14 protein-coding genes are annotated in these 13,523 nt (G+C 71.3%); 1 reads left to right on the top strand and 13 read right to left on the bottom strand.

The window, feature by feature from the left end; translation table 11 throughout:
- The first annotated feature begins 69 nt into the window (after positions 1-69).
- The gene (locus ACOZ38_RS07155) at positions 70-993 is read left to right on the top strand and encodes a hypothetical protein (protein ID WP_424529326.1); all 924 of its coding nucleotides are present in this window, start codon (positions 70-72) and stop codon (positions 991-993) included.
- 143 nt (positions 994-1,136) lie between these two features.
- On the opposite strand, the gene ACOZ38_RS07150 is transcribed toward ACOZ38_RS07155, so the two are convergent.
- From ACOZ38_RS07150 to ACOZ38_RS07090, 13 genes are all read right to left on the bottom strand, one after another.
- Positions 1,137-3,017 carry an acetoacetate--CoA ligase gene (locus tag ACOZ38_RS07150; protein WP_424529325.1) on the bottom strand — a complete coding sequence of 627 codons (1,881 nt, stop codon included), beginning with the start codon at positions 3,015-3,017 and terminating at the stop codon, positions 1,137-1,139.
- A gap of 116 nt (positions 3,018-3,133) precedes the next feature.
- Positions 3,134-4,081: a DUF2218 domain-containing protein gene (locus ACOZ38_RS07145; RefSeq protein ID WP_424529324.1), complete on the bottom strand. Its 948-nt coding sequence runs from the start codon at positions 4,079-4,081 to the stop codon at positions 3,134-3,136.
- 185 nt (positions 4,082-4,266) lie between these two features.
- Positions 4,267-4,974, bottom strand: coding sequence for an HAD family hydrolase (locus ACOZ38_RS07140; RefSeq protein ID WP_424529323.1), 708 nt, complete (start codon positions 4,972-4,974; stop codon positions 4,267-4,269).
- Positions 4,975-5,113: 139 nt separating this feature from the next.
- Complete coding sequence (locus ACOZ38_RS07135; RefSeq protein WP_424529322.1) at positions 5,114-5,752, bottom strand: HAD family hydrolase; 639 nt, start codon at positions 5,750-5,752, stop codon at positions 5,114-5,116.
- A gap of 68 nt (positions 5,753-5,820) precedes the next feature.
- Positions 5,821-6,327: a DUF6912 family protein gene (locus tag ACOZ38_RS07130; RefSeq protein WP_424529321.1), complete on the bottom strand. Its 507-nt coding sequence runs from the start codon at positions 6,325-6,327 to the stop codon at positions 5,821-5,823.
- A 127-nt stretch (positions 6,328-6,454) separates the two neighbouring features.
- Entirely contained in the window at positions 6,455-7,108 is a 654-nt protein-coding gene (locus ACOZ38_RS07125) for an HAD family hydrolase (RefSeq protein ID WP_424529320.1), read from the bottom strand.
- Positions 7,109-7,159: 51 nt separating this feature from the next.
- Positions 7,160-8,884, bottom strand: coding sequence for a glycoside hydrolase family 3 protein (locus tag ACOZ38_RS07120; RefSeq protein ID WP_424529319.1), 1,725 nt, complete (start codon positions 8,882-8,884; stop codon positions 7,160-7,162).
- A gap of 103 nt (positions 8,885-8,987) precedes the next feature.
- Positions 8,988-10,658, bottom strand: a complete 1,671-nt coding sequence (ptsP, locus tag ACOZ38_RS07115) for a phosphoenolpyruvate--protein phosphotransferase (RefSeq protein ID WP_424529318.1) — start codon at positions 10,656-10,658, stop codon at positions 8,988-8,990.
- 22 nt (positions 10,659-10,680) lie between these two features.
- Positions 10,681-10,938: an HPr family phosphocarrier protein gene (locus ACOZ38_RS07110; protein ID WP_405144906.1), complete on the bottom strand. Its 258-nt coding sequence runs from the start codon at positions 10,936-10,938 to the stop codon at positions 10,681-10,683.
- 80 nt (positions 10,939-11,018) lie between these two features.
- Positions 11,019-11,657: an HAD family hydrolase gene (locus tag ACOZ38_RS07105; protein WP_424529317.1), complete on the bottom strand. Its 639-nt coding sequence runs from the start codon at positions 11,655-11,657 to the stop codon at positions 11,019-11,021.
- A 41-nt stretch (positions 11,658-11,698) separates the two neighbouring features.
- Positions 11,699-12,148, bottom strand: a complete 450-nt coding sequence (locus tag ACOZ38_RS07100; protein ID WP_405144904.1) for a PTS sugar transporter subunit IIA — start codon at positions 12,146-12,148, stop codon at positions 11,699-11,701.
- A 32-nt stretch (positions 12,149-12,180) separates the two neighbouring features.
- Positions 12,181-12,417, bottom strand: a complete 237-nt coding sequence (locus tag ACOZ38_RS07095; protein ID WP_405144903.1) for a glucose PTS transporter subunit EIIB — start codon at positions 12,415-12,417, stop codon at positions 12,181-12,183.
- A gap of 40 nt (positions 12,418-12,457) precedes the next feature.
- A complete protein-coding gene (locus tag ACOZ38_RS07090) occupies positions 12,458-13,492 on the bottom strand; it encodes an SIS domain-containing protein (RefSeq protein ID WP_405144902.1) in 1,035 nt (344 codons plus the stop codon).
- Positions 13,493-13,523 lie beyond the last annotated feature (31 nt).

Here is a 13,523-nt window from a genome sequence, read left to right as displayed (position 1 = left end):
GGATACGCGACATGCGAAAAACATTGAAAAGTCAACTATCCGTAGTTCATCCCACTACTCTCATACGCCGTGATCAATCAGCAGATACCCGTAGAACATAGCTCTAGCAGCACAAACGGCGCGGCTGCCGCCCCCGAGGCCGCTCCCGCCGAGAAGGATCGCGTCACCGTCATCGACCTGATCGAGCGCATCGCCTCAGTGGTTCTGCCGATCGGCGTCGCCCTCTACGCGATGCTCTACATCGGTGTCGAGCAGATCTACAACGTCTTCGGCATCAGCCCTCAGCAGGCCGGCATCGACCAGGCCGTCCTGTTCGGCCGGCTCTCCAGCGCGCTGGTCCTGCTGCTGCTCGTGGTACTGCCCGCTCTGGGCGTGATCGTCGGGCTGGGCTGGCTGGTCAATAAGATCACTTTGGGGCTGCTCGCCCGGCTGGTGCGGGCCGTCCGGGAACGGCCGTGGGTGATCGCGGTGATCGCCGCGCTGTGGTGCGGCGCCACCTACTGGGGCTTCTTCAACCTCTTCGCCGACCTCGACCTCGCCGTCATGGTCACCATCGCGGTGGGCCTCGGCGTAGTTGCGTTCCTGGTGCCCTTCCGGCTGATGCGCCGCAAGCCGGTCGGCCGCGCCGGGATGAAGCTGCTCGTCGGAGCCATGACCGGGCTCGGCCTCGGCTTCCTGCTCATCCTCCAGATGACGACCGCGGCGGTGGACGCCTACACCACCGGCAAGACGAGCCTGCTGCTGGACGCCGTGGGCTTCCAGAACCAGTGGGCCGTCGTGAAGAACGGCGACGACAAGCCGCTCTACGACGGCCGCCGGATGATGCTCCTCGGTGAGGCCGACGGCGGCATCTACGTCTTCTACGACTGCGACAAGATGATCACCATCCGCCGCGCCGCCGACCACACCAACCTCGGCGAGCTCGAAATCGACCCCGACCAGCCCAAGGGCTTCGCGTGCGGTTCCAAGGCCGAGGAGCAGGCGACCCAGTAGCCACCGCTCCACGGCCCCCGGCCGGGGGCCGCCGATCCGCCCGGCGGCCCGGACGCACACCCCGGCCGCCGACCCCCCGGCGGCCCCGAAGTGATCTCTCGACGGCCCGGCATCCGGGTCCGGCCCGTCCAGCGCCGCCCGGCTTACGGGACGAAGTGCCGCAGGACCTCCGGGTTGGCCATGGCGCCGGTGTTGGCGGCCTGCTCCACCGGTGTGCCGAGCAGGATCTTGCGCACCGGCACCTCCAGCTTCTTGCCGCTCAGCGTGCGCGGGATGCCCGGCACCTCGATGATCTCGTTCGGCACGTGACGCGGGGAAAGTTCGCTCCTCAGGGCGTTCTTCAGCTCCGTGACCAGCCCGTCGGTCAACGCCGCTCCATCGGCCATCGTCACGTACAGCAGCAGCCGGCCCTCCTGCCCGAGCTGGCCGGTGTCGATCACCAGGCTGTCCTCGATCTCGGGGAACCGCTCGACGACGCGGTAGAACTCGCTGGTCCCCATGCGCACCCCGCCGCGGTTCAGCGTGGAGTCGGACCTGCCGTAGATCACGCAGGAGCCGTCGGGCATGATCTTGATCCAGTCGCCGTGCCGCCAGACCCCCGGATAGTCGGCGAAGTAGCTCTCCTGGTAGCGCGTGCCGTCGGGGTCGTTCCAGAACATGACGGGCATCGACGGCATGGGCCGGGTCACCACCAGCTCGCCGACCTCGCCGACCACGGAGTCGCCCTCCGGGTCGTACGACTCCACGGACGCGCCGAGGCAGCGGCAGGGAATCACGCCCGCCCTGACCGGCAGCACCGGCACCGCTCCCACGAACCCCGTGCACACGTCCGTGCCGCCGGAGAACGATCCGAGCTGGACGCCGGGCAGCACGTCGTACAGCCAGCCGAACCCCTCGGGCGGCAGCGGAGAGCCCGTGGAGCCGACCCCCCTGAGCCTCTCCAGGCCGGACGGGCTCAGCTCGGCCCGCATGGAGGCGATGATGTACGGCGCGCCGGTGCCGAAGTAGGTGACGCCCTCCTCTGCCGCCAGCCGCCAGAGCGCGTCGGGCCCGGGATGCGTGGCGCTGCCGTCGTAGAGGACCACGGTGGCGCCGACGAGCAGGCCGCCCGCGAGGTAGTTCCACATCATCCAGCCGGTCGTCGTGTACCAGAAGAACACGTCGCCTTCGCCGAGATCCTGATGGAAGCTCAGCGCCTTCAGGTGCTCCAGCACGATGCCGCCGTGGCCGTGGACGATCGGCTTGGGCAGCCCCGTGGTGCCGGAGGAGTACACGATCCAGAGCGGGTGGTCGAACGGCACCGGCTCGAAGGCGGGCGGCGCCTGCTCGGCCCGCAGCTCGTCCCAGGAGTCCGTGCCGACCACCACGGTCGCGACCAGGCTCGGGAGCTTGGCGGCGATGTCGGCCACGACCGCCGAGCGGTCGAAGGAACGGCCGTTGTAGCTGTAGGCGTCGACCGCGATCAGCACCTTGGGGGTGATCTGCGTGAACCTGTCCACCACGCTGGAGGCACCGAAGTCGGGCGAGCAGGACGACCAGATGGCGCCGAGGCTCGCGGTGGCGAGGAAGCAGATCAGCGCCTCAGGCGCGTTGGGAAGATACGCGGCGACGCGGTCTCCCCGGGTGACCCCGAGCCGCACCAGGCCCGCCCGGACCCGGGCGACCTCCTCCGCCAGCTCCCCGTATGTGAAGGAGCGCCGGGCGCCGGCCTCGTCGCGCGAGATCACGGCGAGACGGCCGGGGTCTCCGCGCAGCGCGTTGGCCGCGTAGTTCAGGGTCGCTCCCTCGAACCATTTCGCGGCCGGCATCGTCCCACTGATGACGGGCCCGTCACCACGATCGCCGACGACCGGGAAATAGTCCCAGACCGACGTCCAGAACTCCTCGGGAGCCTCGACCGACCATCGCCACAGATCCTCGTAATCGCGCTCGGAACGCCCCAGCCACGCGGCGAACCGGGTGATCTTCGCATCACGGATCACCTCGGGGGACGGCTCCCAGAGCAGCGCACCTTCCTCAACCATGGCCCTATCCTGCCGAAACCCCCGCCCCACCGCCATCCCGCCCGCCCACACATCACCGCCCACCGGCCTGGTACCCCGTCTGTGCGGGGAGCGAGCGTCAGGGCGCGAGGTGGGGGTCAGCGCCTGCGTGCGAGGGTGATGCCGTCCCGCACCGGCAGCATCACGGACTCGACCCGGTCGTCGCCGGCGATGAGATCGTTGAGGCCGCGCATCGCCAGGTGGTGCTCCTCCTGGTAGGCGGGATCGACGACGCGGCCTCCGAGGAACACGTTGTCCAGGACGACCAGGCCGCCAGGGCGCAGCCGCCGCACGATCTCCTCGTAGTAGGCCGGGTAGTTGACCTTGTCCGCGTCGATGAAGGCGAAATCGATGGACGGCTCCGCGGGAAGCGCTCGCAGCGTCTCGATCGCCGGGCCGATCTTCAGGTCGATGCGATCGGCCACGCCCGCACGCTCCCAGTACGGCCTGCCGAGGGAGGTCCACTCGTCGCTGACGTCGCAGGCGAGAAGACGACCGTCCTCGGGCAGGCCCCGGGCGATGCAGAGCGACGAGTAGCCGGTGAACACCCCCACCTCGACGGCACGCCGCGCGCCGACCATCCGGACCAGCATCGTCAGGAGCGTGCCCTCGTCGTGGGAGACCTGCATCCCGGCCGCGTCGCCGGTGGCCTCGCGGGTCTTCACGGCCAGTTCGCGGAGCACCTCGTCGGCCGGCGTGCAGTGCGTGAGCAGGTAGTCGCTGACGACGGGGTCGATGATCTGCATGGACTCCGCCGTCACGGGAGCCGTCCAGTCGACGGCGAGCTCCTCCTGGGTGGCGAAACGCAGCAGGTGACGCGTGATGACGTCCTGCACCCCGGCCAGGGCCTCGGCGTCTCCGGCCGTGGCGATCAGGTCCAGACCGCGACCCGATGGAACGAGCACGCACTGCCCTCGGCTGAGGGTGATCACCCCCCGGCCGTCGTCCGAGAGTTCCGTGGTGGCCTTGTGGCCCATGTGCGAGATCAGCTGCTTGATGTAGCGCTCGGGGCGGGTGGTGGCGACGTGCGCCGTCGAGGAGGGCATCGAGGTCCTTCGGCTAGGGATTTCGACGTGTGCGAGACTAGCCGGATGCGCCCACGGCGCCGGTCCGGGGCGTCAAGCGTCGACATTGTTTCAACACTTGGATCAGGCATTCTGTTCGCGCCGCACGTCGTTCGCTCAACGCGGCCCCGGCAGAGATGTCGCCTCCCCGTCCCAGGATGGTGGCCTCAGCCGGCCTTCCGGTCGAGGGGGCTGGTGAGCTGGGCGACGGCGGCGACCACCTCGGAGGCGTTGGTCAGATCCTGAAGGACGATGTCCGCGCCCGCCTCCCGCAGCTCGGCCGTGGTGGAGCGGCCCGACGCCACGGCGATCATCGCCGCCCCGGCGATGCGGGCGGCCTGCACGTCCCTGGCCGAGTCGCCGATCAGCACCGTGTTGGACCCGTCGCAGGCGTAGCCGTACATCTGCTTGACCCTGCCCTGGGCGACCTGGAGGAGGGTCGCCTTGGGGTAGACCTCCTCGCCGTACCCGCCGACCTCGAAGTCGACGTACTTCTCCAGGCCGAAGGCCTTCAGCTTGAGGACGGCGTTGCTCTTGATGGTGCCGGTGAGCACCGACTGGACCACCCCGTCGAGCCTCGCCACGGCCTTGAGCGCGTCCTTCGCGCCGGACATGACGCGCCCGTCCTTGTCGAGGCGCTTGCGGCGGGCGGCGAACGCGCCGGCGAGGGCGTCGATGAAGCGGGGAAGGTGGTCGTCACCGGTCACGATGCCGTTGATGGCGAGCGTCTCGAAGATGATCTCGGAGTCCGGACGGCCCATAGCGGGCGCCAGCTTCACCAGCGGTCGCCCGGTGACCCGCCGGAACGCGTCGGCATAGGCGTCACGGGTGACGATCGCCACGTCGACCAGGGTGAGGTCGACGTTCCACAGCACGAGACGGTTAATGGGGGGCCTCCGAACGCGTAAGGGGTGCGCTCAGATTACGACGATCGCGCACCCCAGAGGCCGACCGATGCCCAACTCGTCACCCTACGAGCGGAATGCCCCGGCCGGCCGCTCCCCGGACGACCGGTCACTTGGCGTGGTCGAACGCCTTGGACAGGGAGTCGACGACGGGGAAGCCGGAGGCCGCGAGGTCGGCGCGGCTGGTCATGCCCCCGGTGTAGAGGACCGCGTGAGCGCCCACATGCTCGGCCGCGTGGGCGTCGTCGATGCTGTCGCCGATCACGAGGATCTCGGACGGCTTCACGTCGAGCGACTCGATGTGGACCACCATGTGCTCGGCCTTGCCTCCGCCCGGCGCGCCGTTGCTCAGGCCGTCGATGCGGGCGAAGTAGCCGTCGATGCCGAGCTCGGAGGCCTTGCGCACCAGCCGGTCGTGCGCCCACATGGACAGCAGCGACTGGGTGCGCCCGGAGCCGGCCCAGGTGCGGAGGCAGTCGAGCGCCTCCTCGGCGAGGGCGCACGAGAGCATCAGCCGGTGGTAGTGGTCGTGGAAGGCCTGGTCGAGCACCTCCCACTCTCCCTCGTGCAGGGGCCGGCCGAGAATGCGCTCGTAGGCCACCCAGATCGGGCGGGTGTAGGCGGCCCGGAAGCCGTCGTTGTCGAACGCGGCCACGCCGTAGGGCTTGAAGACCTCGTTCGTGGCTCCCACCACGGCTTCGATGTCGTGAAAGAGCGTGCCGTTCCAGTCCCAGATGATGTGCTTCATATCGTGATCCAGGATAAACGAACCCTCCGGATCAGGCACCGGCATTTCAGGGGTGGCGGCCCGGCCGGTCAGGGGAGCAGGTCGGGGATCTCCTGGGTGGCGTACCACAGCAGCTCGTGGGCCTCGGCGCCGTCGACGTCGAACCGCGCGTCCTCGTCGCCGTCGTCGGCGGCGAACACGGCCGCGACCGCCGTCTCCACGTCGGGCACGGCCTGCGGGTCGTCCACGTGGACCGCGGCGATCTTCTTCATGGGCACCGCGGCCGGGATCCGCACCCGGGAGCGGTCCTCCAGGTCCGTGCCGGCCTTGACCTGGTCGTCCGGCACCTCGGCGGCGATCACCACGCGCCGCGCGGGGACCTCCACCCCGTCGGCACGGTCGGCCGCCAGCATCCGCAGGGACGCCTTGGCGGCGTCCGTCAGGGCGACGTACTCGAGCTCCTCGGTGTCACCGGAGACGTACCACTCGACCAGCGCGGGGGTCACCGCGTAGCCGGTCAGCGGGGCCGGGCCGACCTCCCCCGTGGCGACCACACGGGCCAGCGCGGGAAGGGTGCACGGCAGGTAGACGCGCATGCGTTCGTTCCTCAATCACGATATTTCGGGATATCGGGGCCAGAGCGGCGCCCGATCGACTCCATGAGTGTGCCAGGCGCCGCGTCACCGCCCGTACAGGATCACGGAAGCCGGCCCGCGAAGCGCGTCACACCCCGGGGCGCAGCGCAAGGCTGCACAGGGCCTCCACCGCCGCTATGGTCGCGTCGGCGTCGCGGTGGTGCAGGCCGACGATGCCGAGCGCGCGGGCGGCCTCGATGTTCGCCTCGATGTCGTCGATGAAGACGCACTCCTCCGGGCGCAGCCCCACAAGACCCAGGGCGTGGTGGAAGATGCGCGGCTCGGGCTTGCGCATGCCGACCTCGCCCGAGATGACGACCTGGTCGAAGTAGTCGTCCCAGCCCTCCCGCAGGTAGTGGTCGCCCCAGGAGTTGGAGACCAGGCAGGTGGACAGGCCCGCCGTGCGGGCGGCGCGCAGCATCTCGTACATCGTCGGCACCGGCCGGAACCCGGCGAACATCCGCGCCAGCAGCCCCTCGGCGACCGGCGGCACGCCGTCTAGCGTCACGAGCTTCGCCGCCAGGTCGAGCTCGAACTCCCTCGCGTCGATCTCGCCGCGCTCCAGGGCGTGGATCGGGCTCTCCCCGTCGGCGCCCCCTTCGTAGGCATGGCGTATGAGCTCGCGCATCAGGTCGCGGTAGTGCGCGTCGTCGATGGCGTCGGCGACGAGCCATTCCGTGATGGCCTCCTGCAGGCTGGTGGTGAGCACGCCACCCCAGTCGATAAGCACACCCTTAACCACGTCTGCTCCCTATGTCCGGCTCGGCCTTTCAGAGTAAGCCGAGCCGGTTTCCTACCGGGTGCCCAGCCCCACCGGAAGGACCCCCTTGGGCTTGAGAGACCCGCTCAGGGCCTTGGCGGCGGCCTTGAGCGACGCCTCGCCGTCGGAGTAGACGGCCAGGGCCGTGTCGTAGCCCCGCAGCCGCGCCAGCTCGTACGGAGCCCCCATCGAGACCACGACCACCCTCTTCCCGGTGCCCGTCATCGCGGACAGGAGCCGCGTCTGTGCGGGGCCGGCGTCCTTCGTGGTGACGACCACGGTGTCGGCGCCCGCGGCGGCGGACCGGGCCCTCGCGATCTCGGAGGCGGTCGGGGTGTCCCCGGTGCCCACCGCCGACGCGCCGTGGAGCATGCCCGCCAGACGCTTGCCGGCCGGGCCCGTGACCAGCACGTCGCCCTTCACGGGCAGGCCGCCCGCCCCCTTCACCGGCGTCACGGAACGGTCGGCGATGCCCTGGGCGGCCTTGCGGTGCTCTCTCGAGCGCAGTACCTCGGCCGCCTCGGCGGCGTCCGCCACGGAGCCCTTGAGGATCCCCCTGGCGGCCTTCAGCGCCAGCAGGCGCGTGACCGACTGGTCGAGCCGCTCGCGCGAGATGCGCCCGGACTTGACCGCGGCGAGCACCGCGCCATAGGCCTTCGGGAAGTCCGGCGGCATCAGCAGCAGGTCGACGCCCGCGAGGATCGCCCGCACGGCCACCTCGGCGTCGCCGTACTTCTCCCGCACCCCCTTCATGTCGAGGGCGTCGGTGGTCACCACGCCGTCATAGCCGAGCTTCTCGCGGAGCAGCCCCGTGAGGATCGGCTTGGAGAGGGTCGCGGGGTCGCCGGACGGGTCGAGCTTCGGCATCACGACATGGGCGGACATCACGATGTCGACCCCGTGCTCGGCCGCCGCCCTGAACGGCGGCGCGTCGACCTTCTCCCACTGCGAGCGCGAGTGGCGGATCACGGGCAGGCCGCTGTGGCTGTCGACCTTCGTGTCGCCGTGCCCGGGGAAGTGCTTGGCCGCGCTGCCCACCCCCGCCTCGTGGAACCCGTCGACGGCGGCCCCGACCATGGCCGCCACCCGTGCGGGATCGGACCCGTACGAGCGGGCGCCGATCACCGGGTTGGCGGGGTTGACGTTGACGTCGGCGACCGGCGCGAAGTCGAGGTTGATGCCGAGCGCGCGCAGCTCCTCGCCGGTCACCCGCGCGGCCGTACGGGCGTCGTCTGGGTCGCGCGTGGCACCGATGGCCATGCTCCCCGGCACGTCGGTCACCAGCGGGCTGAGCCGCGAGACCAGGCCGTTCTCCTGGTCGGCCCCGATGATCAGCGGGATCCCGGAGGCCTTCTGCAGGCCGCCCGTCAGCTTGACGAGCTGGCCCGCGCTCTCGACGTTGCCCGCCCAGGGGAACAGGATGACGCCGCCCGGACGGTATTTGCGGACCACGGCCGCGGGGGTGGCCGCGCCGAACCTCGCCTGGTTGTCGCCATGGGCCCCGTCGGGGCGCGAGCCGTACACGACCGGCATGAAGAGCTGCCCGACCTTGTCCTCCAGGCTCATCGCGGCGAGCGTCGCCCGGACGGACGGGCCGGGGGTCGCGCTCGCCCGGGGAGATGTGATCACGGAGGGGGTGTGCCTGGACGGCGCGTTCGTGACCGGAGGGCCCTGCGCCGCGTCGGAAGGCGCCCCCGCGCACCCCGCGGCCATCGTCACGATCACCAGAAACGCCGCCGCGCGCAGAGGTCCACCCATGGTGTCAACCGTATCGGCGCCATCGCCTGGCCGACCCGCCGTTCCGCGACCCGAGGCCCCCGGAGCCCCGGGCCGCAGGCTCAGGGTGACCTGTCCCTGAGGCTCAGAGTGACAGGTCGGCGAGGCCGGGCAGGTGTGCGCGGGCGGCGGCGCGGGCGGCCTCGGCGGTGGTCGTGGCTCGCGCGGCGGCGGCCGCGGCCCGGCACTGGGCGAGGGTGTGGCGCGCCAGCGTGGCACGCACCCACGGGAGCGCGGGAGCGCCCATCGACAGCGAGGTCACGCCGAGGCCGACCAGCACGCACGCGAGCGCGGGATCGGAGCCCGCCTCCCCGCAGACCCCGCACGGGACGCCCGCCGAGGCGGCGATCGCGACGAGGTCGAGCATGACGGGCTGCCAGGGGTCCTGGTAGACGGTCAGCGCCCCCACCTCCCTGTCGGCCGCGAAGACGTACTGCGCGAGGTCGTTGGTGCCGACGGAGAAGAAGTCCACGGACGGAGCGAGGTCGGCGGCCCTGAGCGCGGCGGCGGGGATCTCGATCATGATCCCGGCCGACGGGAGGCCGGCCGCCCGGCAGGCGCCCGCGAACCAGGTGGCCTCCTCGGCGCTCGCCACCATGGGGGCCATGACGTGAAGCTCGGCCGAGGTGCCCTTGGCGGCCCGGGCGAGCGCCTGGAGCTGGCTCACCATCACGTCCGGAAATATCCGCAGAATTCGCAGCCCGCGCTCGCCCAGGGCGGGGTTGGGCTCGTCTCCGGTGGGCGGCAGGAAGCCCAGCGGCTTGTCCGCGCCCGCGTCGAGCACGCGCACCACGACCTGGCCGCCGGGGAAGGCCGCGAGGACCTCACGGTACGCGGCCTCCTGCTCCTCGTCCGAGGGGGCCACCTCGCGGTCGAAGAAGAGGAACTCCGTGCGGTAGAGCCCCACGCCCTCGGCGCCGTACTCCAGCGCCGCCGCGAGGTCACGCGGCCCTCCGACGTTGGCCAGCAGGGCCACGGGGTGCCCGTCCGCGGTCGCACCCGGCCCCTTGGCCGAGGACAGCATGGTCGCGCGGGCGTCCGCCGCCTCCATCGTCGCCGCGACCTCCTCCTCGGAGGGCAGCAGCCCGACCATGCCCGTGGTGCCATCGACGAGCACGTAGGTGTCGTTCACGATCGACGTGGCCCCCGGGCAGGCGACGACGGCCGGCACGCCCATGGCGCGGGCCAGGATGGCGGTGTGGCTGGTGGGGCCGCCCTGCTCGGTGACGAAGGCCGCGACGACCTCCTTGGACAGCACCACCGTGTCGGCGGGCGCGAGGTCGCGGGCGACCAGCACGTACGGGCGCTCGCCCTTCTCGGGGAGCCCGGGCATGGGCATGCCCGTCAGCTCGGCGATCACGCGGTCGCGGATGTCGTCCAGGTCGGCGACCCGCTGGCCAAGGTATCCCCCGATCTCCGCCAGCATGTCGTGATATCTACCGAAAGCTTCGTAGACGGCCCGCTCGGCGGCCGTACCCGCGTCGATGAGCTCGGCGACCTCGGCGGACAGGGTGGGGTCGCGCGCGATCAGCGCCTGCGCCGCCAGCACGTCCCGCGCGTCGCCGCCCGCCGCCTCGCCACGGGCCGCCAGCTCGGCGGCGACCCGCTCCACGGCGGCCTCGGCCCGCGCCGTCTCGCCCACGGGATCGCCGCCGTGCCGCGATCCCGCGGGTGGTTCTGGGACGGTGCCCCCCAGAAGGTACGCAGGCCCGTACCCGGCGCCGGGGCTCACCCCGGCTCCCGTCAGCCTTTCCATCGCGACCCGGCTGAGGGGGCTCTCACGGGGCCGACACGATCGCGGCCAGCTCGTCCAGCAGCTGGTCGGCGCCCTCACCCTCGGCGTGGATGACGATCGCCTCCCCGTTTTTCACGTCGAGCGCCAGGATGGAAAGGATGCTCTTCGCGCTGACCGGCGCTCCGCCGGGCTTGGCGACGGTGACGTCGATGGGCGCCTTGGCGGCGGTCTGCACGAACGTCGCGGCTGGGCGCGCGTGCAGGCCGACCTGGGACTCCACGATGACCTTGCGCTCGGGCACGGTTCCTCCTCAACTGGCCGGGGCGGTCCAGACCACCCGTTCAAATCAGTACGACTAGCGCGTTATTCCAAGGAGACGCCTTACAGCGATATCGGCCAGTCAACACCGGTTAGATCGGATACGACCAGATCAGCAGCGGACAGTTCGCTTACGTGGTGGGTTGTCGCCACCCCGACACAAGTCATACCCGCGGCCTTGGCCGCGGCGATCCCCGCGAGCGAATCCTCGAAGGCCACGCACTCCCCCGGCCGCACCCCGAGTGCCCGCGCTCCGGCGAGGAACCCCGCGGGATCGGGCTTTCCGACGGCGACGTCCTCGCCGGAGACGATGGTCTGGACCACGTCGTCGATGCCGAGCAGTTCGAGGCAGCTCCGCGCCCACCACCGCCGCGCCGAGGTGACGAGCGCCACCGGAAGGCCGTGGCCGTCGATGCGCCGGACCAGCTCGGCCGCGCCCGGGACCGGGCTGACCGCGGGGAGCCCCGGCTGGTCGTAGTAGGACCTCAGCTCGGCCATGAGATCCTCGACTCGCCTGCCCGGGAACAGCAGGGCCTTCTCGGCCAGCACGTCGGGCCCGCGGCGTCCCATGAACTCCCTGAGCAGGTGCTCGTCGTGGTCGATGCCGTGGTTGACCAGCAGGGTGCTCCACAGCACGAGGCTGCGCCGCTCGCTGTCGACCAGCGTGCCGTCGAGGTCGAATAACGCGGCCTTCGCTCCCACCCGCCGTTCCCCCTGCCTCTCGATCGCGCCGGCCCTGGGACTCAGTCCCACTGCAAGAGCCGGTCCCCGGCACGTACGGGCCCGGCCGTGACGACCGCGCTCACAGTACCCGGCCGGGCGTCGAGGGCGACCACCGGGCAGACCGGGGATCTCCCACCGGCCTCGATCGCCGCGGGGTTCCACGCCACGACGGGCTGCCCGGCCCGCACCCGCTCGCCCTCGCCGGCCAGGAGCCTGAACCCCTCGCCCCTGAGCTGCACGGTGTCGATGCCGAGGTGGACCAGGACCCCCCTGCCGTCCTCGCCCACGATCACGTACGCGTGCGGGTGGAGCTTGAGGATCCTGCCGTCGATGGGCGCCAGCACCTTGCCGGGCTCCCTGGCCGGGTCGATCGCCGTGCCGGGCCCCACCAGGCCTTCGGCGAAGACCGGATCGGGCACCGCGGCCAGCCCCACGACGGACCCCGCCACCGGGGCGAGAACAGTGGTCACAGGCCTCCCACCTTGGCGTCCCGGCGCGGGGATCAAGCGATGATGTCGTCGATGTCAGAGGCGATCGTGTCGGCGTCGGGGCCCACCACGACCTGGACGACGTTGCCCGCGGCCATGACGCCGTGGGCGCCCGCGGCCCTCAGCGCGGCGTGGTCGACCTTGGACGCGTCGCGGACCTCGGTGCGGAGGCGGGTGATGCACGGCTCGATCTCGATGATGTTGCCGGCGCCACCGAGCCCGGCGATGATCGCGTTCGCGTCTGCCGCCATTTCCGTCCTCCTCATTACGCCCGAGGTAAAGGTAATGAGGTTATTCGGTCTGCGTCACCTTGTTGAGGCCGCGAGGCGAGTCGGGGTCGATGCCGCGCCTGCGGGCGAGGGCCTCGGTGAGCATCTGCCCGGGCACGATGAGGCCCATCGGCGCCACCCACTCGGGCAGCGCCGGGCCGTTGAGCGCCGCCGTGGAGGCCGCCGCCAGCTCGGGGCCGCCGCCCACGCCGAAGGCGGACGCCCCGGCACCGGTCACCCGCCGTGCGAGCGCGATGGTGCCCGACAGCGTCGGCCCCTCGTCGGCCGCCACGAGCAGCGCGGGGGTTCTCTCGTCCACGACCGCGATCGGCCCGTGCAGCAGGTCGGCGTACGAGAGGCCCATGGCGTGCAGGTAGCACGCCTCCTTGAGCTTGAGCGCGGTCTCCAGCGCGGTCGAGAAGGCCATGCCACGGCCGGAAACGACCACGCCGGACACCTGGGCCAGCCCCTCGACGACCGCGTCCAGGTCGCCCGGGTCCGCGATCAGCTGCTCGACGGCGTCGGGCACGCGGTTGAGGTCGTCGGCGTCCACGTCCGCGCCGAGCCCGAGCGCCAGCACGGCCAGGGCCGCGAGCTGGGTGGTGTAGGTCTTGGTGGCCGGAACGGCCTTCTCCTCGCCCGCCTGGGTGCACAGGGCGAGGTGGGCAGTCTGGGCGAGCGGCGACTCCTCGCCGCCGTTGGTGATCGCGACCGTGCTCGCGCCGCAGTCCTTGGCCCAGGCGAGGGTCTCGACGATCTCCTCGGTCCTGCCCGACTGCGAGAGCGCGACGGCGAGCACGCCGGTGAGGTCGAGCTTGCGCTTGTAGGTGGTGGCGATGGAGGGGGCCGCGAGCGAGGAGAGCCTGCCCGCGTGCGCCTCGATCAGGTAGCGGCCGTAGACCGCGGCGTTGTCGGAGGTGCCCCGGGCGATGAAGACGAGCTGCCGGGTCTGCCCGGCGAGCCTCTTCACCTCGTCGATCCGCGGGAGCAGGGCATCGAGGGTGGCCCGCAGCGCGGCCGGCTGCTCGGCGATCTCGCTGCGCATCTTCGTCGTCATCCGTGCCCGTCCTTCAGCTGCGGAGGGCGAG

Source organism: Sphaerisporangium viridialbum, from assembly GCF_049674955.1.
In the GTDB taxonomy this organism is placed as follows: Bacteria; Actinomycetota; Actinomycetes; order Streptosporangiales; family Streptosporangiaceae; genus Sphaerisporangium; species Sphaerisporangium viridialbum.
The sequence above is the reverse complement of the archived record's forward strand: the minus strand, read 5'-3'. Positions and strand labels throughout refer to the sequence as shown.

What these genes read in the sequence shown, in the direction of transcription:
- ptsP (WP_424529318.1), bottom strand. Translation starts at nt 10,658, where the DNA reads ATGGAAAGGCTGACGGGAGCCGGGGTGAGCCCCGGCGCCGGGTACGGG.
- ACOZ38_RS07095 (WP_405144903.1), bottom strand. Translation starts at nt 12,417, where the DNA reads ATGGCGGCAGACGCGAACGCGATCATCGCCGGGCTCGGTGGCGCCGGC.
- ACOZ38_RS07145 (WP_424529324.1), bottom strand. Translation starts at nt 4,081, where the DNA reads ATGCCCTCCTCGACGGCGCACGTCGCCACCACCCGCCCCGAGCGCTAC.
- ACOZ38_RS07090 (WP_405144902.1), bottom strand. Translation starts at nt 13,492, where the DNA reads ATGACGACGAAGATGCGCAGCGAGATCGCCGAGCAGCCGGCCGCGCTG.
- ACOZ38_RS07135 (WP_424529322.1), bottom strand. Translation starts at nt 5,752, where the DNA reads ATGAAGCACATCATCTGGGACTGGAACGGCACGCTCTTTCACGACATC.
- ACOZ38_RS07120 (WP_424529319.1), bottom strand. Translation starts at nt 8,884, where the DNA reads ATGGGTGGACCTCTGCGCGCGGCGGCGTTTCTGGTGATCGTGACGATG.
- ACOZ38_RS07130 (WP_424529321.1), bottom strand. Translation starts at nt 6,327, where the DNA reads ATGCGCGTCTACCTGCCGTGCACCCTTCCCGCGCTGGCCCGTGTGGTC.
- ACOZ38_RS07150 (WP_424529325.1), bottom strand. Translation starts at nt 3,017, where the DNA reads ATGGTTGAGGAAGGTGCGCTGCTCTGGGAGCCGTCCCCCGAGGTGATC.